Annotated in this window: 16 protein-coding genes; 6 read left to right on the forward strand and 10 right to left on the reverse strand. The window is 42.3% G+C overall.

Annotation, left to right across the window (positions count from 1 at the left end; genetic code table 11):
- Positions 1 to 90 precede the first annotated feature (90 nt).
- From aceK to G4Y78_RS13480, 3 genes are all read left to right on the forward strand, one after another.
- Positions 91 to 1857: a bifunctional isocitrate dehydrogenase kinase/phosphatase gene (gene aceK, locus G4Y78_RS13470; RefSeq protein WP_163833510.1), complete on the forward strand. Its 1767-nt coding sequence runs from the start codon at positions 91 to 93 to the stop codon at positions 1855 to 1857.
- A 158-nt stretch (positions 1858 to 2015) separates the two neighbouring features.
- Positions 2016 to 6404 (forward strand): transporter substrate-binding domain-containing protein, encoded by a 4389-nt coding sequence (locus G4Y78_RS13475; protein ID WP_163833511.1) that lies wholly within the window; start codon positions 2016 to 2018, stop codon positions 6402 to 6404.
- A complete protein-coding gene (locus tag G4Y78_RS13480) occupies positions 6401 to 6796 on the forward strand; it encodes a response regulator (protein ID WP_163833512.1) in 396 nt (131 codons plus the stop codon). Before G4Y78_RS13475 ends, G4Y78_RS13480 begins: the two co-directional genes overlap by 4 nt.
- A gap of 347 nt (positions 6797 to 7143) precedes the next feature.
- On the opposite strand, the gene G4Y78_RS13485 is transcribed toward G4Y78_RS13480, so the two are convergent.
- Complete coding sequence (locus G4Y78_RS13485) at positions 7144 to 7896, reverse strand: hypothetical protein (RefSeq protein ID WP_163833513.1); 753 nt, start codon at positions 7894 to 7896, stop codon at positions 7144 to 7146.
- A gap of 430 nt (positions 7897 to 8326) precedes the next feature.
- Between G4Y78_RS13485 and G4Y78_RS13490 the strand changes: the two genes are divergently transcribed.
- Positions 8327 to 8863: a LemA family protein gene (locus G4Y78_RS13490; RefSeq protein WP_222937701.1), complete on the forward strand. Its 537-nt coding sequence runs from the start codon at positions 8327 to 8329 to the stop codon at positions 8861 to 8863.
- Positions 8860 to 10620 (forward strand): DUF2207 domain-containing protein, encoded by a 1761-nt coding sequence (locus G4Y78_RS30650; protein WP_178124461.1) that lies wholly within the window; start codon positions 8860 to 8862, stop codon positions 10618 to 10620. Before G4Y78_RS13490 ends, G4Y78_RS30650 begins: the two co-directional genes overlap by 4 nt.
- Positions 10621 to 10976: 356 nt before the next feature.
- Here G4Y78_RS30650 and G4Y78_RS13500 read toward each other — a convergent pair whose 3' ends face one another.
- The 7 genes from G4Y78_RS13500 to G4Y78_RS13530 form a co-directional block, all read right to left on the reverse strand.
- Entirely contained in the window at positions 10977 to 12506 is a 1530-nt protein-coding gene (locus G4Y78_RS13500; protein ID WP_163833515.1) for a methyl-accepting chemotaxis protein, read from the reverse strand.
- A gap of 304 nt (positions 12507 to 12810) precedes the next feature.
- Positions 12811 to 13158 carry a PilZ domain-containing protein gene (locus G4Y78_RS13505; RefSeq protein WP_163833516.1) on the reverse strand — a complete coding sequence of 116 codons (348 nt, stop codon included), beginning with the start codon at positions 13156 to 13158 and terminating at the stop codon, positions 12811 to 12813.
- 195 nt (positions 13159 to 13353) lie between these two features.
- Positions 13354 to 14343 (reverse strand): agmatinase, encoded by a 990-nt coding sequence (speB, locus tag G4Y78_RS13510; RefSeq protein ID WP_230425733.1) that lies wholly within the window; start codon positions 14341 to 14343, stop codon positions 13354 to 13356.
- Positions 14344 to 14422: 79 nt separating this feature from the next.
- Entirely contained in the window at positions 14423 to 15589 is a 1167-nt protein-coding gene (nspC, locus tag G4Y78_RS13515) for a carboxynorspermidine decarboxylase (RefSeq protein ID WP_163833518.1), read from the reverse strand.
- A 3-nt stretch (positions 15590 to 15592) separates the two neighbouring features.
- Positions 15593 to 16792 carry a saccharopine dehydrogenase family protein gene (locus G4Y78_RS13520; protein WP_163833519.1) on the reverse strand — a complete coding sequence of 400 codons (1200 nt, stop codon included), beginning with the start codon at positions 16790 to 16792 and terminating at the stop codon, positions 15593 to 15595.
- 13 nt (positions 16793 to 16805) lie between these two features.
- Positions 16806 to 18809, reverse strand: coding sequence for a biosynthetic arginine decarboxylase (gene speA, locus G4Y78_RS13525; protein ID WP_230425734.1), 2004 nt, complete (start codon positions 18807 to 18809; stop codon positions 16806 to 16808).
- A gap of 274 nt (positions 18810 to 19083) precedes the next feature.
- Positions 19084 to 20091 carry a hypothetical protein gene (locus G4Y78_RS13530; protein ID WP_163833520.1) on the reverse strand — a complete coding sequence of 336 codons (1008 nt, stop codon included), beginning with the start codon at positions 20089 to 20091 and terminating at the stop codon, positions 19084 to 19086.
- Between the two features lie 208 nt (positions 20092 to 20299).
- On the opposite strand from G4Y78_RS13530, the gene G4Y78_RS13535 reads away from it, so the two are divergent.
- Entirely contained in the window at positions 20300 to 20761 is a 462-nt protein-coding gene (locus G4Y78_RS13535; RefSeq protein WP_163833521.1) for an Lrp/AsnC family transcriptional regulator, read from the forward strand.
- A gap of 215 nt (positions 20762 to 20976) precedes the next feature.
- Here G4Y78_RS13535 and G4Y78_RS13540 read toward each other — a convergent pair whose 3' ends face one another.
- On the reverse strand, positions 20977 to 21822 hold the full coding sequence (locus tag G4Y78_RS13540; RefSeq protein ID WP_163833522.1) for a substrate-binding periplasmic protein: 846 nt from the start codon (positions 21820 to 21822) through the stop codon (positions 20977 to 20979).
- A 134-nt stretch (positions 21823 to 21956) separates the two neighbouring features.
- Positions 21957 to 23660 (reverse strand): sphingomyelin phosphodiesterase, encoded by a 1704-nt coding sequence (locus G4Y78_RS13545; RefSeq protein ID WP_163833523.1) that lies wholly within the window; start codon positions 23658 to 23660, stop codon positions 21957 to 21959.
- Positions 23661 to 23845 lie beyond the last annotated feature (185 nt).

Raw genomic sequence — 23845 nt, forward strand, 5'->3', positions numbered from 1 at the left:
CAGACTGAGACTGACCTCTAAGTCATGGCTTTAGCCTGAGTTTCACCAAGGTTTTAGTCACAATAGGAAAAAACAGCATGGAGCAAGTGGGTGGAAAAACAACAAGCTGCAGAACAAATTGCTGATTTAATCTTAACGGGCTTTAGCCATTATCGTTTACGTTTCAGTGAAATAACCTTAGGAGCACGACGTCGTTTTGAACGAGCTGCCTGGGGAGAGGTTCAGCGAGCATCCAGTGGGCGAATTAATTTATACGATAAAGCCGTTGCTGAAGTCGTGGCTGAATTATACCTGCATGTGCCAGGTGATTATGTGTCATTAGGCATTTGGTGTCATGCCAAGCGAGCTTATCATCAGTTGATAGCTAGCCGTACTGACTATGAATTAGCTGAAACCTTTTTTAATTCGATTTTTTGCCGGGTATTTCGTCACCATGCCATTAGTAAAGATAGCTTATTTGTGCAGTCTTCCTTTACAGCGCCGCCGCTAGGGAGTCAGCAGCCGATTTATAATCGTTATCTACCTCAGCAAGGTTTGGTTGCACTGATTAAGCAAATATTAATGGACTATGCTTTTGCTATTCCTTACGAGAATTTACGCCGCGATATCAGTCATATTATTTATTGTATTAAACAGGAAATGGGCGAGGCATTTGCCAGTGAAACTGCTAGTCATGTGGATATTATCAAGTCAGTTTTTTATCGGAATAAAGCCGCTTATTTAGTGGGGCGTATTATTACTGAAAAGCAGGTAAAGCCATTTGTGTTGCCATTATTAAATAATGGCCAGGGGGCAGCCTATGTTGATACCCTAATTATGGATCCTGATGAGGTCAGTATTATTTTTAGTTTTACCCGGTCCTACTTTATGGTGCTAGCGCCCATCCCTTCAGAGTATGTGCAGTTCTTACATGAGTTATTACCCTGGAAACAACGTTATGAATTATACATTTCTATTGGTTTTTATAAGCATGGCAAAACCGAGTTTTATCGAGACTTTTTATCCCACTTAGCGCAAACTGATGACCAATTTATTATTGCACCTGGGGTAAAAGGGATGGTCATGACAGTATTTACCCTTGCTTCTAGCCAGACGGTTTTTAAAATTATTAAAGACTATTTTGACCCGCCTAAAGAAGTAAATAAAGCAATGGTCAAAGAAAAATATCAGTTGGTGAAAATCCACGACCGGGTGGGGCGGATGGCAGATACCCAGGAGTTTGCTCATTTTGCCTTTCCTAAAAACCGCTTTGCTCCGGAATTATTAGCTGAGTTGGAAAATGTGGCTCGTTCGAATTTAACCATTACCGATGATCAAGTGATTATCCATCATTTGTATACTGAGCGAAAAATGATCCCGCTCAATTTATATATCAAAGAGGTAACAGGAGAGACATTAGCCGCAGTTTTGGATGAGTATGGCAATGCTATCAAACAACTGGCGGCAGCAAATATTTTTCCAGGCGATATGTTGCTGAAAAACTTCGGCGTAACCCGTCATGGGCGAGTGGTATTTTATGATTATGATGAAATTTGTTATCTAACGGAATGCAACTTTCGAAAAATTCCGCCACCGCGCTTTCCTGAAGATGAAATGGCTGCTGAGCCTTGGTACTCGGTGGCACCTAATGATGTTTTTCCTGAAGAGTTTGGGGTGTTTCTTTTTGCTGATCCCAAAATTCGCCAACAATTTATTCAGTTACATCCTGAACTGTTTGATGCTAATTACTGGCAAGAGCTACAACGGCTAATAGAGCAAGGACAAGTGATGGATGTTTATCCTTATCGGCGGATCAGGCGGTTTAAGCGAAGGCCTGCCAACCAGCTGCAAAAAGGCTCAAAAACAGTACTGAACTAGATAGCAAGCCAATAGCAAACAGCTACACTTAGATTACGGTGAGTTGTCATCAAGTTTTGTTGAAATAGGAAAATGGTTTGGAGGGCTGCACAGGTTTACGCTATTGGATAAGGTTGTGTCTGTGGGGGATTTTCAGTTGCTTGCTTAGTCAGGGGAGCGTGGCGGCTTATCAGGCTCAATTGGTTGATGAGATCAGTGGCCAGCTGAACCAAATCACCACCACAGAAATTCATCCCAGTGTCAGACAACGGCTTAACCAAGTTGAGCGTTGGAGGGTGGGTACCCTTGCGGATACAATGCCTCCCTATGTCATTCTCAATGACCGTAATGAACTACGAGGAATTGAGGCCAATTATCTGGCGTTACTCAGTAAACAGTTAGGCATTGAGTTTACGATAACTGCTTACTCAACAGTGGAGTCACTGCTAAAAGCAGCTGATAAAAAGCAGGTTGATCTGGTGTTTGCCAGTGAACCTGATAAGCGCTTTCATCGCCGGTTTACTTTTTTACCTGCCTTAATTCAAGCGCCGATGGGGTTGCTCACTTCCCATCAGGCTAGTGTAGTGACGATTGACGGGTTGCAAAATAAAACGATTGCAGTACTTGGTCAGCCTGTTTGGTTTCCCTTAGTTAAGTCTCAGTTACCTGAAACGACAACGGTGCGCACCTTTACCTCATTTAATAGTGTGCTAAAGGCAATAGAGCGGCGAGAGGTAGTGGGGCTATTAGGGGATAGTGCTATGGCTAATTACTGGCTGAATCAGGTGAATGTGCATAACTGGCAATGGCAGTCTGTTAAAGGACTGGCCAGTTTAAAGTGGTTCCTTGGTAGCCTACCAGGGGACCAGCCATGGCAAGAGGCACTACAAGCATTTTTAAAACAGTTGAGGGATGATGAGCGGCAACTGCTAAATGGGCCCTGGTTGAAAGAGGAGGCGGCAATTAGCCGAGGGGCGCTGGCATTAACCCAGGAAGAACAAGCTTGGCTTAAAGCTCATCCCGTGATCAGGCTTGGGGTTGATCCAAATTGGCCACCCTTTGATGCCTTAGATGCTAAGGGGAATCATATTGGTATTGCTTCTGAATATGCCAAAATTGTTGGCCAGCGGTTAGGTGTTTCCATTCATGTGGTGAAATATAAAACATGGAGCCAGCAGATCAGAGCCATTCAATATGGCGATATTGATTTATTGGCTGCTATTTCCAAAACCCCTAGTCGTGCTCAGAACATGCTATTTTCCAGGCCTTATGCCAAAGTGCCATTGGCAATTGTTACCGCCGTTGATGCTGGTTTTGTTGAAGGTTTGCAGGATTTAGCAGGCAAGAAAGTGGTCGCAGTGTCGGAGTATGACAGCTTTGAAATGCTACGTTTTGACTATCCTTTTATTCCTCTGATAGAAACCGACTCTGTTAAAAGTGCTCTGGATATGGTGGCTAAAGGTGAAGCAGAAGCGACTGTTGGCAATTTGGTGGTAATGAGCCAAATGATTCAACAGCAGTTTTTAGGCAAGTTAAAGATTGCAGCACCCGTTCAAGATCGCTTGCAGGATATTCGATTAGCCGTACGGATGGACTGGCCTCATCTGGTGCAACTGGTTAACAAAGTGTTGGCCAGTATGACCCCCCAAGAACATCGTGCTATTCAGCAGAAATGGCTAGCGGTTCGTTATGAGCATGCGGCTAACTGGCGTCAGGTGCTGACCTATCTGCTGCCTGTGACAATAGTTATTGTAATTGCCTGGGCTTTGATCCTATGGTGGAACAAACGATTATCTGCTGAAATTGACAAGCGTCGTCAACTGGAATTACAGCTTTCTGCTCAGTTGGACTTTCAAAAAGTATTACTCGATACCATTCCCAACCCCATTTTTTTCAAAGACCGAGAAGGTAAATACTTGGGTTGTAATCGGGCTTATGAAGAAGCTTTTGGTATTTATCGAGAAGAGTTGGTTGGTAAGACTGTAATGGAGGTTCATGAAGACCCGATTAAAGCGGATGAATACGATGCTGATGATCGCTCACTATTAGATGTTGGAGGTGTAACCCACTGCGAAACCCAGGCTCATTACATTGATGGGGTGGTCCACGATGTGTTGTTTTGGAAGTCCACCTTTGGTGGCCAGGTGGGCCAGCCTTCTGGGTTGTTAGGGGTAGTGGTTGATATTACGGAACGCAAGGCTACTGAGCGAGCACTTGAGCAAAGTGAAGAACGGTATCGAAATTTGCTCAGTAATCTGACAGGTGCAGTATTTCGCTATCAGTTGGATGAGCAATCCACAATGTTATTTATCAGTGATGCCATTGAGTCATTGAGTGGTTACCCTGCAACTGACTTCATCAATAACAAAGTACGAGAGTTTGATAGCATTACTCACCCAGATGATGCAGAGCATTTGAGGAAACAAGTACATCAGCAAGTATTGCAGCAGCCAACCTATAGCATTGAATACCGTATAGTAGATAAAACTGGACAGTTACATTGGGTCTTTGAGCGGGGTAAGGCTATTTATGATCATAATAGAGATCCACTCTTCATTGATGGCGTAATTGTTGATATTACTGAGCGTAAAGCTCAGGAAGAGGCACTGGCAAAGGCAAAAGAAGAGGCTGAAGCTGCTACCCAGGCTAAGTCGGACTTTTTGGCAGTGATGAGTCATGAAATTCGCACCCCAATGAATGGTGTGATGGGGATGCTAGAGCTGCTTTGTTATACAACGCTACAAGCTGATCAGCAGCGGCTGGTGGATACCATGCGAGACTCTGCCACTGCTCTGATGCAAATTCTTAATGATATATTGGACTTTTCCAAAATTGAAGCGGGTAAACTCAAGTTGGATTACCACCCAGTTGACTTCAGTGCACTCCTAGAGTCTGTAGCAGGTACCTTTGCTGCTCAAGCTATTGAAAGACAGGTTGAGTTACGCCTGTATATTGACCCATATCTGGCAAAAGAAGTGAAAGCTGATAGCGTCAGAATTCGACAAATCTTATTCAATATGTTGAGTAATGCTATTAAATTTACGGATATGGGCTATGTCAAGGTAAGCCTAGAGTTGCAGCGGGCTACTGCTCAAACCCAATGGTTAGCATTGATTGTTGAAGATACTGGAGTTGGCATCAGTCAGGAAAAACAAACCAAATTGTTTGAACCTTTTAGTCAAGCGGAGGCAACCACTACCCGTCGGTATGGTGGCACTGGCTTGGGGTTAGTCATTTGTCGACGGTTGGCTGCGATGATGGATGGTGAGATTACCCTTTCCAGCACGATCGGAAAGGGAACAATGATTAGTTATAACCAGCCCTTTGAAATTATTACTCCCAGTAAACCGTCTGTAGTGCTTAATAAACAATCGGTTTTAACACTGGTTCAGGACAGTTTTCTAGCCAATTGTATTGGTAAATATCTAAGCGCTTGGGGAATGGAGCAAATTAGCCCAAAAGAGTTACCTCGTGCCGCCAGTGATGTACCCAATATTGTCCAGTCAAATCAGGTAAATTGTATTGTGGCCCAACAATATGTGATCCAACATTACTGGCAGCTAGATGATGAAAGCAGTCAGCATTGGTTTGCTAATTTGGGTGTGCCAATTGTATTACTGTCACCTAATTATGATCAGCAAATCGAAGAGATAGAAAATGTAGGTGTGAAGTTGGGAGCACAACCTTTGTTTCCCAGCCTCTTTTACCGGGCCTTGAAAGTGGCATTAGCGATTGAAGATTATTTGGCTGATCGCTTAACGGCAATGCCAAAAGTCGAAGTTCCTAAGTTGGAATTTGCTGGAAAGATTTTAGTCGCTGAAGATCACCCTACCAACCAGCAGGTCATCAGACAGCAGTTAAAACTACTGGGGGTGAATGCCCATTTGGTTGAAAACGGCGTAGAAGCGCTAAAGGCTTGGCGGACTGGTGACTATGATTTAATTATTTCTGATTGCCATATGCCTGAAATGGATGGCTATACCCTGACCCAAACCATTCGAGAAGAAGAACAGCAACGGGGGCAGAGCAGAACGCCTGTTATTGCCTTAACAGCCAGTGCCCTTGCAGGTGATGCCCAAAAGTGCCGGAATGCAGGAATGGATGATTTCATTACCAAACCGGTAACCATCCCAGAGTTGGGGAAAATTCTTCGTTACTGGTTGGGTAAGACGATAATTAATCAGCGTGATAAAAAAGAGGCTGTTGTACAGCAAATTGATGAACCCCCTGATGCTCCTGTTCAGATTAATCAACTCATTTCATTGTTTGGTGATCTGGTATTAGTGAATAAAATGTTGCGGGACTTTATCAGTCAAACTCAACAAGATGTTACAAAATTAAATCAGTCAGTCGAGGCTCACCAGGCAAAGGAAGTAGCAGAAACGGCCCATCGAATTAAAGGAGCCGCTAAAATTATTGAGGCAAATACATTAGCGGAGAACAGTCTCTCACTAGAAATGGCTGCGAAGGGAGGAGACTGGTCAGGTATCACTCATTATGCAGATCAAGTGAGTGGTGAATTTACCCATTTACAACAATATTTTGATGAACAGTTTAACCAGGAATGAACACATCAGTTGCTGATCTAACCATTGTTGTGCTGGAAGATCATGAGTTTCAGCGTAATTATTTATTGTTATTGCTAAAACAGTTGGGTGTTAGTAAATTATTGGAAGCTGAAGATGGTGAGTCGGCATTAAACCTTGTGAGTGAACATAATGTCGATGTGGTGATTTGTGATTTAAAACTACCAGGGATGCATGGTGCTGAATTTCTTCATCACTTAGGCAAACGAGGCTTTGAAGGGGGCGTTATTATTGCCAGTGAAGAGCAACAATCAGTACTAGAGCATAGTTTTCAGGTAGCGAAAATGGTGGGGTTGCAGGTAATTGGTACAGTAGCCAAGCCGTTACGAGCTGAATGGTTGGAGAGTGCTTTAACTGGCTTTTGCAGGGAGTAATCATATTTTGTTTTTATTAAAATCAAGTATGGATAAAGTGAGTTTTTCTACAAACCCCTCTATTTCTTTACATTATTAGCTGTATATAAATGTGGACAATTATCATATTAATGGATAGTAATTATTATAGTGATTTAAATTTGATGTTCGATATCTATGGAGATTTAAATAGTCGTCAAGGCTTATCAGTAAAATTTGCTGAGAATGATTTTGTGTAACAAAAATCCAGTATTTAATTTTCAAGAATTAAACTGGCTAACTACAGTATAAGCATTAACCAGTTTAGCTATTCTACCTATTAATACTTAATAGGAATTTATGTAGATTTACAGTTGTAAATTATAAAGTCACTTAAAGTAAAAACGGACTTCTCCACCGTTGATACTATCACTTATAATTTCACCATTACGATTGGATGGTGTTGGCTTCCTATGGTCATCACCCTTAGTGATGAACTGCCAGTGCGGACCAGAAGAAACTCTCTGCTCGCTAATATTATCATAAAACTCAACAATAATATTAGTCATAGCAACAGAATCCTGATTAGGATAGCCATCAACAGAACCTTTTTTCCATGGTTCAACGCAAAGAATTGGATTATCATAAGGAACTGGAGTGACCAGTTTTATTTGTGTGGGAGTGAAGTAATCTTTTTGATCTGGAACATCTCCCTTAAAACCTACAAGATAGGTATATTCAGTTCTACCTTCTTTTGGATGAACAGCTACAGACTCAAACTGTATAAAACCTGTGACTGTTTCGCCAGGCTTAACTGGCAGGTGATGATCGTGGTTAATATAGGAACCGTCAATATTATCCACAACATTAACAACCCACCCGGGAAGATCATCTTTGCTACCTCTCCCACCTCTTTGCCAAGCGAGTACAGGCTGAATTATTTGTGATCCTTTCCTAGGGCAAACACCATTCCAGATATAAAAGGGGTCAGTTCCATAGGCGTCTGGATCTGGAAATTGTGGTACTTGCCAAGTAGCTTCAAAATATTTTAAAGAATAATTTTCTGGTACAGCTATCATTGCTAAATAGCTACCATCAACGTCATGACGTTTTTGATTATCCGGTTGATTTTTTCTATCCATTATATTCATCCTTGAATGAAAATAGAGTCACACACTTAAAGTAGCATAGATTAATGATGTTCTTATGCAAAATATGTTGTATATAATTATGAAAAATATATATTTTGTTATATATGCTTTTGTGTGGTGAAATTTTTTCTAAAACACGGCTTTTTATAAAGCTAAGCTCAAAGTGTTTATGGTTTTAGTGAATATAAATCTGTTACGCCAGTTAAAGTTTAAACTAAGCTACAATAGTAAAGTCAGAGCTAGTTTATTAAGACTAATTTCTTATTTTTCCTATAATTTTCTCTATACCCAGACTTTGAGGTCATCAAATCGTGCGGAGTGGTGCAAGGGACCATAATGTATTGATGCGTGCCGGCAATGTAAGGGCACGGAGTGTAATTGTGGCTATGGAGGAAAACGGGTGAGTAGTAGCTGGGTTTTCATGGGCTGCATTGTGATTGTGTTCATTTATGTCATCTTGATTTTTAATGGACTGATCAAAGCTCGCAATCTGGTGGCAGCGGCCTGGGCTGATATTGATGTACAACTGCAGCGACGTCACGACCTGGTCCCGCAACTGGTTGAAATTGTCAGGGCCTACGTGAAACATGAACGCGATACGCTGCAAGCGGTTGTCCAGCAACGTGACGCAGCCGTCCGTGCTGCAACACTTAGCGAAAAAGCAGGCATTGAAACGATTCTGGAGAGGACTATACATCAGCTGATGGTCATTGCTGAAGACTATCCAGACCTAAAAGCCGGTGAAAATTTCCGCGATTTGAGTGATAACTTGGTCAATATTGAAGACCACCTGCAGTTTTCGCGCCGGTTCTACAACGGTGCCGTGCGGGACTTCAATATTCGCATTGAGCGGGTGCCAGATCGCCTGCTAGCTGGGCCGCTTGGATTTAAGGCAGCTGAGTTCTTCCAGGCTGAAGCAGAGAGCAGGGGGGCAATCAATGTTGGGGATCTGTCATGAAGGGTGAACAGCTGCGCCGCATCGGAGTAGTCCGCTGGTTCGCCCTACTCACTTTTATCGTTCTGATACTCCTTCCAAGCGCACAGGCTGCGGAAGAAATACTCAGCTTTGATTCAGCCATACAGATTAAACAGTCCGGCGACCTGATCGTTACCGAAACTATCACCGTCAATGCGGAAGGCAACCAAATTCGTCGTGGTATCTATCGGGACTTTCCGACCAAGTATAAAGACCGCTACGGTCACAATGTCAATGTCGGTTTTGAGGTGCTCGGTGTACTTCGCGACAATGAAAACGAAGCACGGCATGTCGAAAGTATGCCTAATGGCACCCGAGTTTACATTGGTTCGCCTGACCAGATGCTCCCGGATGGGACACACACCTACAAGCTAAAATACCGTACTACCTTTCAGCTTGGTTTTTTTGAAGCCTTTGATGAGTTGTATTTCAACGTCACAGGTAACGGTTGGGTCTTCCCAATCCTCAAGGCATCGGCAACCGTGACGCTCCCAACGCAGGTAGCCAGAGAGCATCTACAAACCGCCAGCTATACAGGCCCCCAAGGCAGTACTGCCAACAATGCAAAGGTCGAGATCACCAGTCCTCATCAGGTTCGCTTCGAGACAACCCGGCCACTCGACGCATACCAAGGGCTGACCATCGCTGTCGGTTTTCCGAAGGGTATCGTCGATGAACCGACGGCAGCTGACCGAGCACTACGATTCTTCAGTGATAACTTATGGGTTTTGCTGGGCTTAGTGTTGCCAGCTGGCTTGTTCATGTTCTATTTCCGCGCCTGGCAGCGAGTTGGCAAGGATCCGGAAAAAGGTATCATCATCCCGCGCTACGAGGCACCCGGTGGCTATTCGCCAGCTTCACTGCGCTACATCCTGCGGATGGGCTATGACACGACCTGTCTGGCAGCGGCATTGGTCAATCTGGCCGTCAAGGGATACATCCGTATTGAACAAAAGGGGGGCTTCTTATTCTCCAAAACGTTCACCGTCCACCGTACCGAGAGCGATGCCAAACTGGCGCCAGGTGAATCGATTATTCTGCGTCGCCTACTTGGCCAACGCAAGAGCTTCAGTTTCGACAAGCAAGATCATAAGATTATCCAGTCGGTGTTAAGCGCTCATAAACGTTGGCTAGAGAAGGATTTCAACAAGAAATACTTCATTTTGAATAGCAACTATCTTGTGCTGGGTTGGGGTAGCTCCGTGGTTGTTGTCATCCTGATGGCTTTACTGGGTGCATTCCCGTCATTTGCTGCGTTCGTTATTGTGGGACTTCTGTTGATCATCAACACCGTCTTTTCAATCATCATGAAGGCACCAACACTTCGCGGTCGTAAGATCATGGACGAAATCGAAGGCCTGAAGCTGTATCTTGGTGTTGCTGAGCGGCAAGACCTCGAAAGGCAGAAAGAACCACCACAGACCTTCGAGGAATTCGAAAAATTCCTGCCTTATGCTGTCGCACTGGGTTGCGCAAGTACTTGGGCAGATCATTTCAAAGGAGTGCTCGCCGCAATGGAGCAGTCAGATGAGCTGCCGCAGCGTGGCTGGTACACTTCAACCAACCATGTTAGCGCAGCTAACATGGTTTCATCGATCAATGCGCTGGGATCAAGCCTCTCATCTAACATCTCATCCTCATCTACTCCGCCAGGCTCCAGCTCTGGCTCTGGCTCTGGATCGTCCGGTGGAGGCTTCTCTGGTGGTGGCGGAGGAGGCGGCGGTGGTGGAGGCTGGTAAAGTATCAGCGGCTAATAAATAAACTGAGTAATTGGTTTATTATCCAGATGGTAAAAGTCAGAAGGCTCAGTAGTCCTAACAACAGCCTTGTACCAGTATGATCTGTTACAAGGTTGTGGAAGTCATCATAAACTCTAAAAATACCTCAGCCCAGCAAGCTTGGCGTTATATGGACAGAGGAAAAATCCATGGCTTTTTGTTGGTTTTTTTTAACCAGGGATATTTTTTAAATGCTGAATTAAACCAATGAGCAGAATTTCTGGTTAGGGAAAAAGGTTAAATTAACGAATAAAACATATTATGTGTAAAATGACAGAGTATGAAAGAGAAGCTGAAGTTAAAAATAATAAAGTGGATTAAATTTTAAATCGGCCCACCACGGCTTGGACCTGGTTTGCCAGCCCTTCAACTTCATTACTTTTACTGAGCGTTTCTTTAGAGCGTTCTACGGTTTCTTCTGCCACCACTGCTATGTTAACAATGTTTTCATTAATTTCGCTGATAACCTGGCTCTGCTCTTGAGATGCTTCAGCAATATGAGAGTTCATTTCAGTGATGGTATTCACTGCATCTAATATTTTGGCAATAGCAGAACCGGCTTCGGTTACTTTTTCTACCCCACTATTAGCGTGATGCTCCAGATTGACAATGCCTTTTTCTACGGTTTCGCTACAAGACCGTAAATTTAAAATGCTTTGGTGTATTTCATCAGTAGACTCATTGGTTTTTTGTGCCAGCGTACGTACCTCATCAGCGACTACCGCAAACCCTCTTCCTGCTTCACCGGCGCGTGCTGCTTCAATCGCAGCATTAAGTGCAAGTAAATTGGTTTGTTCAGAAATGCTTTTAATGACATCTAATACAGTACCAATATTTTCGCCTTCAGTAATTAACTGTTGGGTGGCATGGGTAACAGCAGTGATTTCATCGGCTAATGACTGAATAGCATTAACAGCTTGGTTCACCACATGTGTACCTTCTGAAGCCTTATTATTGGCATCTTGAGCAGATTCAGATGCAGAATTTGCGTTATCCGCTACTGAACTGATCGATTGAGACATTTCTGAGGTGGCTGTGGCCACCATATCAATTTTTGTTTGTTGGCTTAAAATGCCTTCGGTTTGTTCATTGATAATATTGCCACTGTCTTGAGAAGAAGAAAGTAACTGCACCGAAACATGGCTTAACTCTCGAATAATAGCCTGTAATTTGGCAACAAAGGCATTAAAGCCAGTCGCTAACTCACTGACTTCTGTGGCACTCTTAGTTTCCAAACGCTGAGTTAAATCACCGCCACCACCGGCGATGTCGTTAATCGCATCAGTGACATTACGTAATGGTGTAATAACTATTCGACTAACTATAACCATGATTAAACAAGCAATTAGTGTATCTAAAACCAGCCCTTGGACAATTTGGATGATGAGGTTTTCTTTTAATTTGGCTTTGACGAATGAGTCGTCAATATACATAACAACAGTTCCCACATTCTGCTGGTCACCATCATCATCAAAAATCAGCTCTTTTTCTATTGTGCTGGAATAATTATCAGGTGCTGCTTTCGCTTTAACAACTTTACGTTCTTCATCTCTACCAAATAGTGCCAATACGTCACTTTTAGACTTAACTTGAATACCTGCAATAAACTTGGCTGCCTGCATTTCAGAGGTAACATTACTGTTGATAAACTCAGGCTCATAATTCCAGATGGGGCCAGGTAAACTAACAGATAACCGTTTAGTGGCGTTTTCGGCTTGGGTATTTAACTCTTCTTCCAGGCTAGCTTTTGCAGAGCTGTAGTTGTAGTAGCCAAATACAAACAGCACGACGGAAACTACAGCTACAAATAGTAAAATAAAGCGGGCACGAATACTTTTTGGAATCATAGGACTACCTGGAATTAGTTACTGCCTATCAAGCTTTGTTATTACTCTCACCCCAACACGGTTAGTTAAAAAACCGCTTCCCATAACCGACCCGTTACCAGCTATGGGGTTAATTCTCAGTCTAGTACAGCTTGCCAAGGATGAAAGCAAAAGCGAAAAAATGCTGTCATAACCCACAATAAACTTTCTGAAAGATCAATGAAGTTTTATCATGTAATAGTGTTATGTTATTTAAAAAGAAAAAAATATAACACCTTGTTCATTTATAGGGTTTATAGCGAAAACGAAGGCAGCATAAAAAGGCCTAGAAACCGGCCTCATTATAGTCAATATAGTTTGTGATAAATTGTTGATGTGGTCTGGCAATCTCAATAAATTGCAGGCCAAGATAGAAGTTATTTTTTCTTATTGTGGAGTGCCTAACTAAAGCCCGTGTATAGATAATCAACCTATTTTTATCGTATTTAGCGTTTATCATTAAAGCAATGAGTTCATTTTTGATTAGATTATAGTTGGAGTTAATTAATGCCCCTTGCGCTGAAATGTTCAGAATTTTTACTGCAATAATGTTACCTTTAACTTTGAGTGCAGCATGCCACTTTGTGGTCTTGCGGGGAGCACGATGGGTGCCGGTAAAGAGAATACTATCCATAGGTTAAGGGGCTAAATTAGCTGCTACTGACTATTTGAATAGTTAGTATAACGATGTGTGGTTTTGCAGTCTGTTAAGAAGTGATGAAGCATTTTGGCATGGCTTATGAGCAGTCTTCCCTTTCGTATGAGGGTGTCGCAAAACTACTGTGGGCATCCATTTACGACACCCTCATTGGAAAGGGGAGGTTTGAAATTAATGGTCGTTAAGTTTAGTTCGCTGAACGATACCCATTAACTTATAAGTTAATAAAGAAGCAGCAAAGTCGTATGCGTGGAAGCCTTCGATAGGAGCAAACTCCATGATATCAAAACCAATAATCTTCCGCTGCTTAGCCACAGATTCAAACAAATTAAGGGTTTGATACCAGCCTAAACCACCGGGAACTGGGGTACCTGTTGATGGGAATACAGAGGGGTCCATACCATCAATATCCAGGGTAAAAAATACTTTGCTAGGAAAATCAGCAGGTAGCTTAATGGTTTGCAGGTTTTGGGGGACTAGCTCATCAGCATCTTGAAAGTAGACACCATGCTGCTGACGAATGGACATTTCTTCTTCACAATAGGCACGAATACCGAGCTGATAGAGTGGAATACCCATATCAACACAGCGTTTCATGACTGAGGCATGGCTTAGTGGGTCGCCTTCGTAGGCATCCCGTAAATCTGCATGGGCATCAATTTGGACTATACCAAAATCATCAACACCTGCGGCTTTTAAGCCTTTGATAACACCATAAGTAACAGTGTGCTCACCACCTAGTACTACGGGCATAGCCCCTTGTTTAACAATATGGGCTGTAGCCGCGGCAATATTCTCAATCACTTGATCAGAAGAAACTGAGCAGTCAACCGGCTCGCACGTAAACACCCCTTGTTCACAGGGTTTGCTTTTACCGTCCCATTCTTCTAATTGCCAGGACGCTTTTAAAATAGCAGAAGGACCTAAATAGGTGCCACCACCATAGGAAACGGTTTTTTCATAGGGTACTGGCAGCACATGAAAGCGAGCTTCTTCAGGTGCTGGTTGTTCAATTTCAGAGCCTAGAAAAATAGGGTAATCACTGGTTGGTTCATTCATTACTAGTAACTCACAGCTGGACTTTATACCTGTAAAGGGTGTAGCAAAAGGGAACAGATAATTAATTAAGAGTTCCATATGGAATAACAGGTTATTCTTCATACCCTGTTATTCCACAATGATTAGCTGAGCGAAAACCTCCTCTCTATCAAAGGAGGAGTACAAAAAATCGTTATATTATTTATGACAGCCGATTTTTAAAGTTTTCGTAACTAAAAGTTTTGATAATTTTCAACTCATCAGTTTTTGAGTTCCACACTGCCAATGCAGGTAGTTTGGTACCATTAAAGGTAGTAGTTTTAACCATGGTGTAGTGTGCCATGTCTTCAAACAGGAGCCGTTGCCCAGCTGTCAAAGGCTTGGTAAAACTGTAGTCACCGATCACATCTCCAGCCAGGCAGGTGAGCCCTCCCAAACGATAGGTGTGGGCCAGTTCATCGGGCTTGCCGGCACCTAAGATATCCGGTCGATAGGGCATTTCCAGGGTATCTGGCATATGGCAGGTTGCTGAGGTATCCAGAATTGCCTGGTCTAGCTGGTTCCAGGTAATATCCAGTACTTCACAACTTAAAACGCCTGTGCCGATTGCCACCGCTTCACCAGGTTCAAGATACACCTGTACATCATATTTTTGCCTAAAGGCTTTAATCCGTTCAATCAGTTCATTTACCTGGTAATCCGGGCGGGTAATATGATGGCCACCACCAAAATTAACCCATTCCATGCTTGGCAATAAATGGCCGAACTTGGCTTCCACTGCATCTAGGGTTCGGGCCAATGGGCTAAAGTCTTGTTCACACAACGTATGAAAGTGCAAACCAGTAATGCCGTCTAACAATGATTCATCCAGTTCAGATAATGGAATGCCTAAACGTGAGCCGGGGGCACAGGGATCATAAATGGGGACTGTGCCTTCTGAATGTTCTGGGTTAATCCGCAAGCCAAATTGCAGTTCTGGGCGCTTGGCTTTGGCTGCCTGAACTAACGGTTGAAAGCGTTGCCACTGGCTGCAAGAGTTAAAAATAATATGGTGGGCGAATTCCAGTAATTCCGTTAAATCTGTTTCACTATAGGCAGCCGAAAATACATGGACTTCACCACCATATTCCTCATGTCCTAATCGCGCTTCATGTAAGCCGCTGGCACAGGTGCCACTTAAATACTTTGCAGTTAAAGGGGCCAGGCTCCACATAGAAAAGGCTTTGAGTGCAGCTAAAACTTTGGCCCCACTCTGATCAGCCACCTGTTTCAGGATGACCAGGTTACGCTCAATAGCGACTTCATCCACCACAAAACAAGGGGAGGGGAGACGGCTTAGATCCAGTTGGCTGAAGTCAGTAAACTGCATGGCTTATTGATCCAGGCTGAAGTTATCGAGCTCAATGACTTTCCAAGGTAAACCATGTTCGTTCATATCGGCTAAGAATGGATCAGGGTCAAACTGCTCCATATTCCAAACCCCAGGTTTTAGCCACTTGCCTTCAAGCATCATTTTGGCGCCAATCATGGCTGGTACACCTGTTGTGTAAGAAATTGCTTGGGATTGCACTTCCTGATAACAGGACTGGTGATCACAGATGTTATAGATGTAGACGACTTTCTCTTTACCATCTTTGATACCGCGTGCCACACATCCAATACAGGTCTTGCCTTTGGTACGAGGGCCTAAGCTGGAGGGGTCAGGCAGTAATTTCGCAAGTAATTGAATAGGTACAATCTGTTGGCCGTTATATTCAATCGGCTCAATGCTGGTCATTCCTACGTTTCCTAACACTTCTAAATGCTTGAGGTAATTGTCAGAGAAACTCATCCAAAACTGTGCCCGTTTTAAGGTAGGGAAATGTTTGGCTAATGACTCTAATTCTTCATGGTACATACGGTAAATGTTGTACTCACCGACACCATCCGGGCAGGTAAAGCGAGCTTTTTTCGACATGGCTGGGGTAGTGACAAACTTGCCGTTTTCCCAGTGGCGACACTCGGCAGTGACTTCACGAATATTAATTTCAGGGCTGAAGTTAGTTGCAAAAGGATAGCCATGATCGCCACCATTGACATCGATAATATCCAGCTCATGAATTTCATCTAGGTAATGCTTCGCTAAATAGGCTGTAAAAACGTTAGTAGCGCCTGGGTCAAAGCCACTGCCTAATAATGCCGTTAAACCGGCTTTTTCAAATTTTTCTTGATAAGCCCACTGCCATTTGTATTCAAATTTAGCCGTATCCAGTGGCTCGTAATTGGCGGTATCCAGATAATGAACACCCACTTCTAAACAGGCGTCCATAATCGTTAAGTCTTGGTAAGGAAGTGCAACGTTAATTACCAGGTTTGGCTTTTCCTGTTTTAACAGTGCCACGAGTTCTGGGACATTATCAGCGTCGACTTGGGCAGTTTTAATCGGGCGGTTTAACTGGGCAGCAATTGCCTTACATTTTGCTTCAGTACGACTGGCTAAAGTAATTTCTTTAAATACTTCAGGTAGTTGAGCACATTTATGGGTAACCACACCACCCACACCACCGGCACCAATAATTAAAACTTTTGACATTTTTTTCCTCTTATTAACGTTCAAAGTAGGTATAGCCACGTAGGCTTTCCCGGAAGGCTTTTAAAATCTGCTGACGCATATTAACGGTAATTTTACCCTCACGAACTGCTGATTCAGCACTGCGCCGCATTTGCTCATGCATAATCTTAGGGTCATATTCCACATAGCTAAGTACATCAGCAATACTGTCACCGTGAAACTCGCGCACAAAATTATAGCTGCCATCAGCATTAATTCGCACACTAACTACATTGGTATCACCAAACAGGTTATGTAAATCCCCTAACGTTTCTTGATAAGCCCCTACCAAAAAGACCCCTAAATAGTACTCTTCATTTTTTCGCTTGGGATGTAGTGGTAGGGTAGCTCGAACGCCGTCAGGTGTCGTGAATTGATCAATTTTACCATCACAGTCACAAGTAATATCCGCTAAAATGGCTTCTCGAGTTGGCTCTTCATCAAGACGATGAATAGGCATAATCGGAAAGGTCTGATCAATAGCCCAAATATCCGGGAGTGATTGGAATAAACTGAAATTGCCATAATAAATATCAGACAATAATGTAGGCAGGTTTTCCAACTCGGTTGGAATTCTATCTACCTGGGGAAGAAGTAAAGCAATTTCTTCAAAAATCGCCAACGCGATGTTTTCTGCTAAAGCACGTTCACGTAAGTTGATTTGACCCCGACGGAATAACTCTCTCACTTCATCCCGGTAATACAAACAGTCGTTATAACTTTCCTGAAACTTTTTCAGTTGGATATTTTCTTTGACATACCACAGGTTATGCAATTGTTCATGGCTGTTTTCAGGTAGTGCCTCAGGTAGTTGGGCTGGCTGGTGATCCCTTACATCTAGAATATTAAACAGCAGCATGGAGGAGTAAGCCACAGTTGCTCGGCCAGATTCAGTGATAATGACTGGGTGTTCAATATTTAAAGGGTCAAGGTTTTCCCGAATGGTTTCAACAATATCCACACAGTACTCATCAAGTTTGTAATTCATACTATGGGTACTATTCGAGCAGGAGCCTTCATAATCAACAGCCAGGCCGCCTCCCATATCCAGATAACCCATGGGAGCGCCTTCTGCCACCAGCCCACTGTAGTAACGGCAGGCTTCCAGTACCCCAGTACGGATGTTGCGAATATTCGGGATTTGTGAGCCCAAATGGCAGTGCAACAACTGCAGGCAATGAAGCATATTAGCTGACTTCAATTGTTCTACCACATCCAGCAGAGCATATGTCGATAAGCCAAAAATGGAGCGATCACCACTGTCCTGTTCCCAGTGTCCTTCAACAGTGACAGATAGTCGGATACGAACGCCAATTAATGGTTCAATTCCTAATGCCTTACTACGTTCAATAATAATTGGCAGCTCAGCAGGGGTTTCAACCACAAAGAAAGTTCGAATGCCCATTTGTTTGGCATACAGACCCAGCTCAATGAACTCCGCATCTTTATAACCGTTACAGACAATAAAACTCTCGTGGTCTTGCAACTGGGATAAGGCAATAATCAGTTCTGCTTTACTTCCCGCTTCTAGGCCATGATGATAACTGCCGCCAAAGGTCGCGATCTCTTCAATAACATGACACTGCTGGTTAACTTTAATAGGGAAAACACCACGGTAGTGGTTACGATAGCCGCACTCTTTGATTGCCCGGCCAAATGCTTCATTTAGTTGTTTAATTCGGTGGTCCAGCAGGTTTTCAATCCGCAGTACTGCAGGCATATCCAGACCACGCTCTTGCATACCCTTAACAAGCTCAATAATGGGTACAGATACTTTGCCACTACCATTGAAGTCTATGGTGACTAAGGCATCACCTTTGGCTGATACATCAAAATAACCAGCTCCCCAATGACTGGTACCATAAAGTTGGGCACTGTCGGCTGCAGTCCACTCGGAAGCATTTTGGGTAGGCACATTATCAGTGGCTTTCCCAGTTGAGTCGTTAACATACGGCGTCATTAATCGAACCCTAACCTGATCGCTAAATAATTTGCGCATTTTCTACATCTTGCCCCTTGAGGGGAAGCAGAAAATTGAGTTTTCGCAAAATTTTTTAGTTGTTGTGGTTTTTGAGTATCTAGTTTAGCTACAAAAACAGCTGTGTTACATTGACAGGCATGGCAAAAGCCTGTGGATATATGGGGTAACAGGTTGCTCCATATCAGACACTAGACTTATTTTCTATTCTTTTATAGATGTTGGGGGGAGTGGTGCATTCTACTTAACAGAATGCGCCACAACAATTGAGCAGAATTGATTTGTGGGTGCAGGTTTAGTTACCCGCATGAACAGTGACGCTTGTTGCTTGATCATTAGCTGAAGAGGTAAACAAAAGACGTTGTATTTCCTGATTGCGGGATCGACGAAGCCAGTAAGTAATTAATAAAGTAACCATAATGGCAAATGCCAAGCGTAGCCATAACACACCAGATAGATGGGCACCGAGGAGTAGTATTAATAAGGTGTCTTCAATGACACTATGAAATAAACCAAGAAATGCCATGGTAACCAGCATATCTTGTTTGGTTAATTCACCCGTGTTAGCTTCCTTGATTAATAAACCACCACCATAGCTAAGTCCTAATAAAGTCCCCACAATAATAATAGAAGTGGCTTTTACATTGATTCCTAACCAACGTAATAACGGACTTAACAGCCAGATTAAGAGCTGTTCAATGTGTAGTAACTTAAAGACTTTTAATAATGTTATTAAAGCACTGATGATCACAATCACCATTCCCAGGCTTTGACTAAAACTGATTAGCCAGGCACCTAAGCTCTGGTTTGTTTGGGTCGGTTGCCAGGGGAGTTGGTTGGGTTGTTGTAGCCATCCACCGTAACTAAACAGTTGATGCAATAGCCAGCCAAACAGTAGTGCCCCAGCAATACGCAGAACTAAAGTGAACCCAAGCCGTATTCCAGCTAGCTGTGCCACTCTCGCTTCCACTGGCAGTGAATGGGCAATCAATAACATGCTGCCAAGCACAGTGATATCTGCGACAGTAAAGGTGTGTTGCTGAGCTTCCAGGAAAAAAACTAGCATGCCAGTATAAATGTTAGTTAATAAGGTGGTTGCCCAAACCAATCCCATAGATTCAGGCAAACCGACCCACTCCATGATAGGGGCTAGCAAATAGCTTAAATAGACAGTACCACCCAGTTCATCTAAGGCTTTGACCAATAGTGTGGTGGGAATCATTACCTTAAATAAGGTGCTGGTGACGTCATAAATGTCAGTGACGAGTTCCCTGAAAAATAACACTACGGGATTGATAACCATTTCAATTTCTCACATCTGGAAGGTTAATAAGGTGGTCTATGATAACGAGGCTTAAAGAAATAATATTCGAATATATAATCTTAAATATATCTAAAATTTAATAATCAAAATATTTTGTTTAACTTTATGTTTTATAGTTAATATTATATGAAATAATATTTTATATAAGCTTTGGTTGTTTATTATCCAGTTGAGATGCTGAGTAACTATGAGTGAGCTAGATCGGATTGATCGACATATTTTGAATATTCTTCAGCAGGATAGCAGTATCAGTAATGTGGTTTTAGCTGATCAGGTTGGTCTGTCACCGCCGGCATGTTTAAGGCGAGTTAACCGACTGAGAGAAGCAGGGATTATCTACGCTGAAGTCGCATTACTTGACCCAAAGAAGGTTGGTTACCAACTTAATGTAATTGTAGAGGTAGAATTAGAGCGGGACCGACCTGACCTGTATGACCAGTTTAAGCGTAAGGTCTTAGCTGCAGAGGAAGTGACCCAATGTTACCAGGTAACCGGAGAAGTTGATTTTATTTTGGTTGTTGTCGTACCTGATATGCAGGCTTATGAAGCCTTTATCCAGCGGGTGTTGTACACTGAAGCCAATATGCGGAAGTTTCGATCACTCATTTCGTTGAACCGGCCCAAATTTGAAACGGCTATTATGCTTTAGGAATGCATGGGAAATAACTTGAAAAGCTTTAGTCCCAAGGCACCTACCTGGCAAGGTGCAAAATCGAAGGGAGAGTGGGCACTCTGTCAAGTGTTTGCAACAAAGCCTGGTGGGATGAATGGAGAGAAAAAATTCAAATTATTTTTTGAATGTTCCTTAGTTGGCTGATAAGGGTTCAACTCATTGCAATATTAGCAGTGAGTTGAACTTGGAAATTAATGAAGCCAGCGGTTGACGATTTTATCGTACTCACCATTCGCTTTCATTGCTTTAAGCTCTTTTTCAAAGAGGGTAGCAACATTCTTTAGGTCGGGATAACTAGATTTCTTAATAAAAGGCATCGGATAGCCTTTGGAGAATAAAACGGCCTTATAGGGTTCAATTTTATCTTTAACACCAATTTCCTTTATGACATATAAGCCAACGGACTTATCCATTAAGCATGCATCAAGTTGCCTAAGTGCTAGTTTTTTCATGCACCTTTTGGGGGTGGTCATGATGATTAGCCTTTCATTATAGTCTCGTCGTTTGGCGTCTTGATCATAGGAGGTATTACCATTTTTATAAGGGAATAGCTCCCACAGTTCACTGTTATAAGAAAATCCTTTGAGTATCCCTATTCGATTAAAGAGTTGATGGGCATCTTGGTAAGTACCGGCGACATTTTTTTTGGTTCCTTTATTAGCAAAAAAAACATATTCGCTAAGCCATAAGTCTTCTTCTGGATACCATAAAAAAGGTTTTCTGGCATCTTTTCTAGAAACAGACATTGCTGCTTCTGCCTGCCCTTGTTCTATTCTTTCCCAGACTTGCTCCCATCTTAACCCTTTAAACTCGACTGGTATATCCAGTTTTTTAAAAATTGTTGAAGCGATATCGACATTAATACCATTCACTTTATTTTCTGGCCCATCAACAAATTGCCAAGGTGGCATAGGGTCTGACAGGATTACAATTTTTTTCTGCGAAGTTGCGCTGGCGCTAAAGAAAAACCAGTAGACTCCTCCAGCAATAGATAAGGCGATTAGCACAATTAATAATATCAGTATTATTTTTTTCATCGAAATGCTCGTAACATATGCAGCTATTTACCATCAGTTTCTAGTGTAGCAGGTTAAACTTGGAATAAAGCTGATTTTAATAGTGATGAATATGAAAGAGAGGAACAACTATTGCTGTTCCTCTCTAGGTGAAATTAAATTTTGTTGAAGTAAATGGGCCCGGCGATGCGGTTATAGCCATTATCATAAAAAAGATAAGCTTTATATTTTCCAGTTGTGCTTACATTTAACGTCAGATTTCCGCTAGTGCCTGACGTATATTTCCATGTATAGGCAGATTGTTGTCCTGGGGTATCACCTTCTCTGTAAATACCTACCCAACCACTGTATCCTGCACCTTGATAACTAAAAGTATAGTTAGCATTACTGACTGATTTGATTTCTACATAGTTAGGCGCATTGTTGCTTGTATTAAATACAAAGTGGCCATGTTTTGCAAAATGATCAGATAAATACTCTCCTAGCAGATAGCCGCCATAACCATTGTTATCATTGGTTTGAGGACTCATCAAAGGTAAGACTTTAACGTAGCTGGAAACAGGTTGTTTATGCGCTTTTGAATAAAGTACATAATCCAACGTACCTGTACCACCTTCAGTGCCATCATTTCTGGTTTCATCATGGCTATTGGTTAGTACAGCTCCAGGCTGGTTTGATGGATTTTGGGCATTGAGAGAAGCGAGCATTGTACTGTAGATAGGTTTATGTTGAAAAACATTCATATCGCCAGCGATGATGACGGCTTCATTAGCGGGAATATTTTTCTGGGCAATAAATCCACCTAATTCTGTTATTTGCTCCATCGTATCGATATTGGCCGTTTGACTAGAATCCCACACAGTATGCGTGCCAAAGATATGATAAGGCGTCCCATGTTTTAATACTTTGACATACCAAGCCCCTTTATACTCATTGTTAAAACCACATGGACAATGAGAGTAGGTAATAGCATCTTTGATTTCGTTACCTTGGCTGTCTGTTGCTATGGGCCATTTGCTTAAAATGGCAACCCCACCGTCATCTGAAAAGTTTTGATTGTTGGGTTGATTTAAAGGGCCTGTCCAGAAGGGATGGGAGTTATTTAAGGCAGTACGCATGTCATTACGATATTCATCATTGAATACTTCTTCAAACACGATGATATCGAATGGTTTGAGGTGAAAAGGAATTTCGTTCTTGCGATAACTGGCTTCATTAGCCATATGTCTTGGCATCCAGGTATTGTAATTGATGACATCAATTACATTTTCTTTTTCAATATCACCAGATGCTACATAGTTATTAGGGTGATCTTGGTTGAGCACCAAATATATCTGATCGTCACCCGTACCCGTATTATATTGACGATACTGAGCTTGAATAGTTTGTCCATTATTTAAAGTAAATGTGAAGGTATGAGGGCTATAGTCATCGGTTAAGCTTGTATTCGGTGTACCATTGGGCCCTTTTATTTTGGTTTTTATGGAACTACCAGAGCATGGCCAAGAGTAACAACTTTTGATCCAGGTAGTAAAAGTGACGGTTTTTGATTGGATGGTTAAAGTGGTATCAAACTCAAATGTTTTATTATAACCAAGCCCTTCGTTTCGATTAAATTTGGCTATTGGGTTAGTAACTTTATGAAAATCGCCATTTCGTGCAGTGATGCTGCCTGAATTATTAGTCCAATAGGCGCTGCCTAAACTACCGACTGTGTTGGTTGTATTAACATTAACGGAGTAATCTGTGTTATTGCCCAGGTAGACCCATGTTTCAGCACTGGCTAAATTAATAAAAAATAATGTTGGAATTATTAGTGATTTTTTTATTATCGATGGTGATTTATATGAGCAGCTCATATTACAACCTCATACTAATTGGTAGCTAGGTAGGCTTTTCTATATTCCTTAGTTATTCCTGTTTTAAAAAATCCATTTATTAGGATGCGCCAATATTTGAGAGAGGTCACATAGTAAACATGAAAGATTAAATAAAAAAGTGATATTTGTTATAGAAATGTTTCGGATGCTTGTGTTGATATTAG

This window comes from Spartinivicinus ruber, assembly GCF_011009015.1.
In the GTDB taxonomy this organism is placed as follows: domain Bacteria; phylum Pseudomonadota; class Gammaproteobacteria; order Pseudomonadales; family Zooshikellaceae; genus Spartinivicinus; species Spartinivicinus ruber.

Excerpts from the sequence above, each read along its gene's own strand:
- G4Y78_RS13480 (WP_163833512.1), top strand. The coding sequence starts at position 6,401 with ATGAACACATCAGTTGCTGATCTAACCATTGTTGTGCTGGAAGATCAT.
- G4Y78_RS13485 (WP_163833513.1), bottom strand. The coding sequence starts at position 7,896 with ATGGATAGAAAAAATCAACCGGATAATCAAAAACGTCATGACGTTGAT.
- G4Y78_RS13490 (WP_222937701.1), top strand. The coding sequence starts at position 8,327 with ATGGGCTGCATTGTGATTGTGTTCATTTATGTCATCTTGATTTTTAAT.
- G4Y78_RS30650 (WP_178124461.1), top strand. The coding sequence starts at position 8,860 with ATGAAGGGTGAACAGCTGCGCCGCATCGGAGTAGTCCGCTGGTTCGCC.
- G4Y78_RS13500 (WP_163833515.1), bottom strand. The coding sequence starts at position 12,506 with ATGATTCCAAAAAGTATTCGTGCCCGCTTTATTTTACTATTTGTAGCT.
- G4Y78_RS13505 (WP_163833516.1), bottom strand. The coding sequence starts at position 13,158 with ATGGATAGTATTCTCTTTACCGGCACCCATCGTGCTCCCCGCAAGACC.
- speB (WP_230425733.1), bottom strand. The coding sequence starts at position 14,343 with ATGAAGAATAACCTGTTATTCCATATGGAACTCTTAATTAATTATCTG.
- nspC (WP_163833518.1), bottom strand. The coding sequence starts at position 15,589 with ATGCAGTTTACTGACTTCAGCCAACTGGATCTAAGCCGTCTCCCCTCC.
- G4Y78_RS13520 (WP_163833519.1), bottom strand. The coding sequence starts at position 16,792 with ATGTCAAAAGTTTTAATTATTGGTGCCGGTGGTGTGGGTGGTGTGGTT.
- speA (WP_230425734.1), bottom strand. The coding sequence starts at position 18,809 with ATGCGCAAATTATTTAGCGATCAGGTTAGGGTTCGATTAATGACGCCG.
- G4Y78_RS13530 (WP_163833520.1), bottom strand. The coding sequence starts at position 20,091 with ATGGTTATCAATCCCGTAGTGTTATTTTTCAGGGAACTCGTCACTGAC.
- G4Y78_RS13535 (WP_163833521.1), top strand. The coding sequence starts at position 20,300 with ATGAGTGAGCTAGATCGGATTGATCGACATATTTTGAATATTCTTCAG.
- G4Y78_RS13540 (WP_163833522.1), bottom strand. The coding sequence starts at position 21,822 with ATGAAAAAAATAATACTGATATTATTAATTGTGCTAATCGCCTTATCT.
- G4Y78_RS13545 (WP_163833523.1), bottom strand. The coding sequence starts at position 23,660 with ATGAGCTGCTCATATAAATCACCATCGATAATAAAAAAATCACTAATA.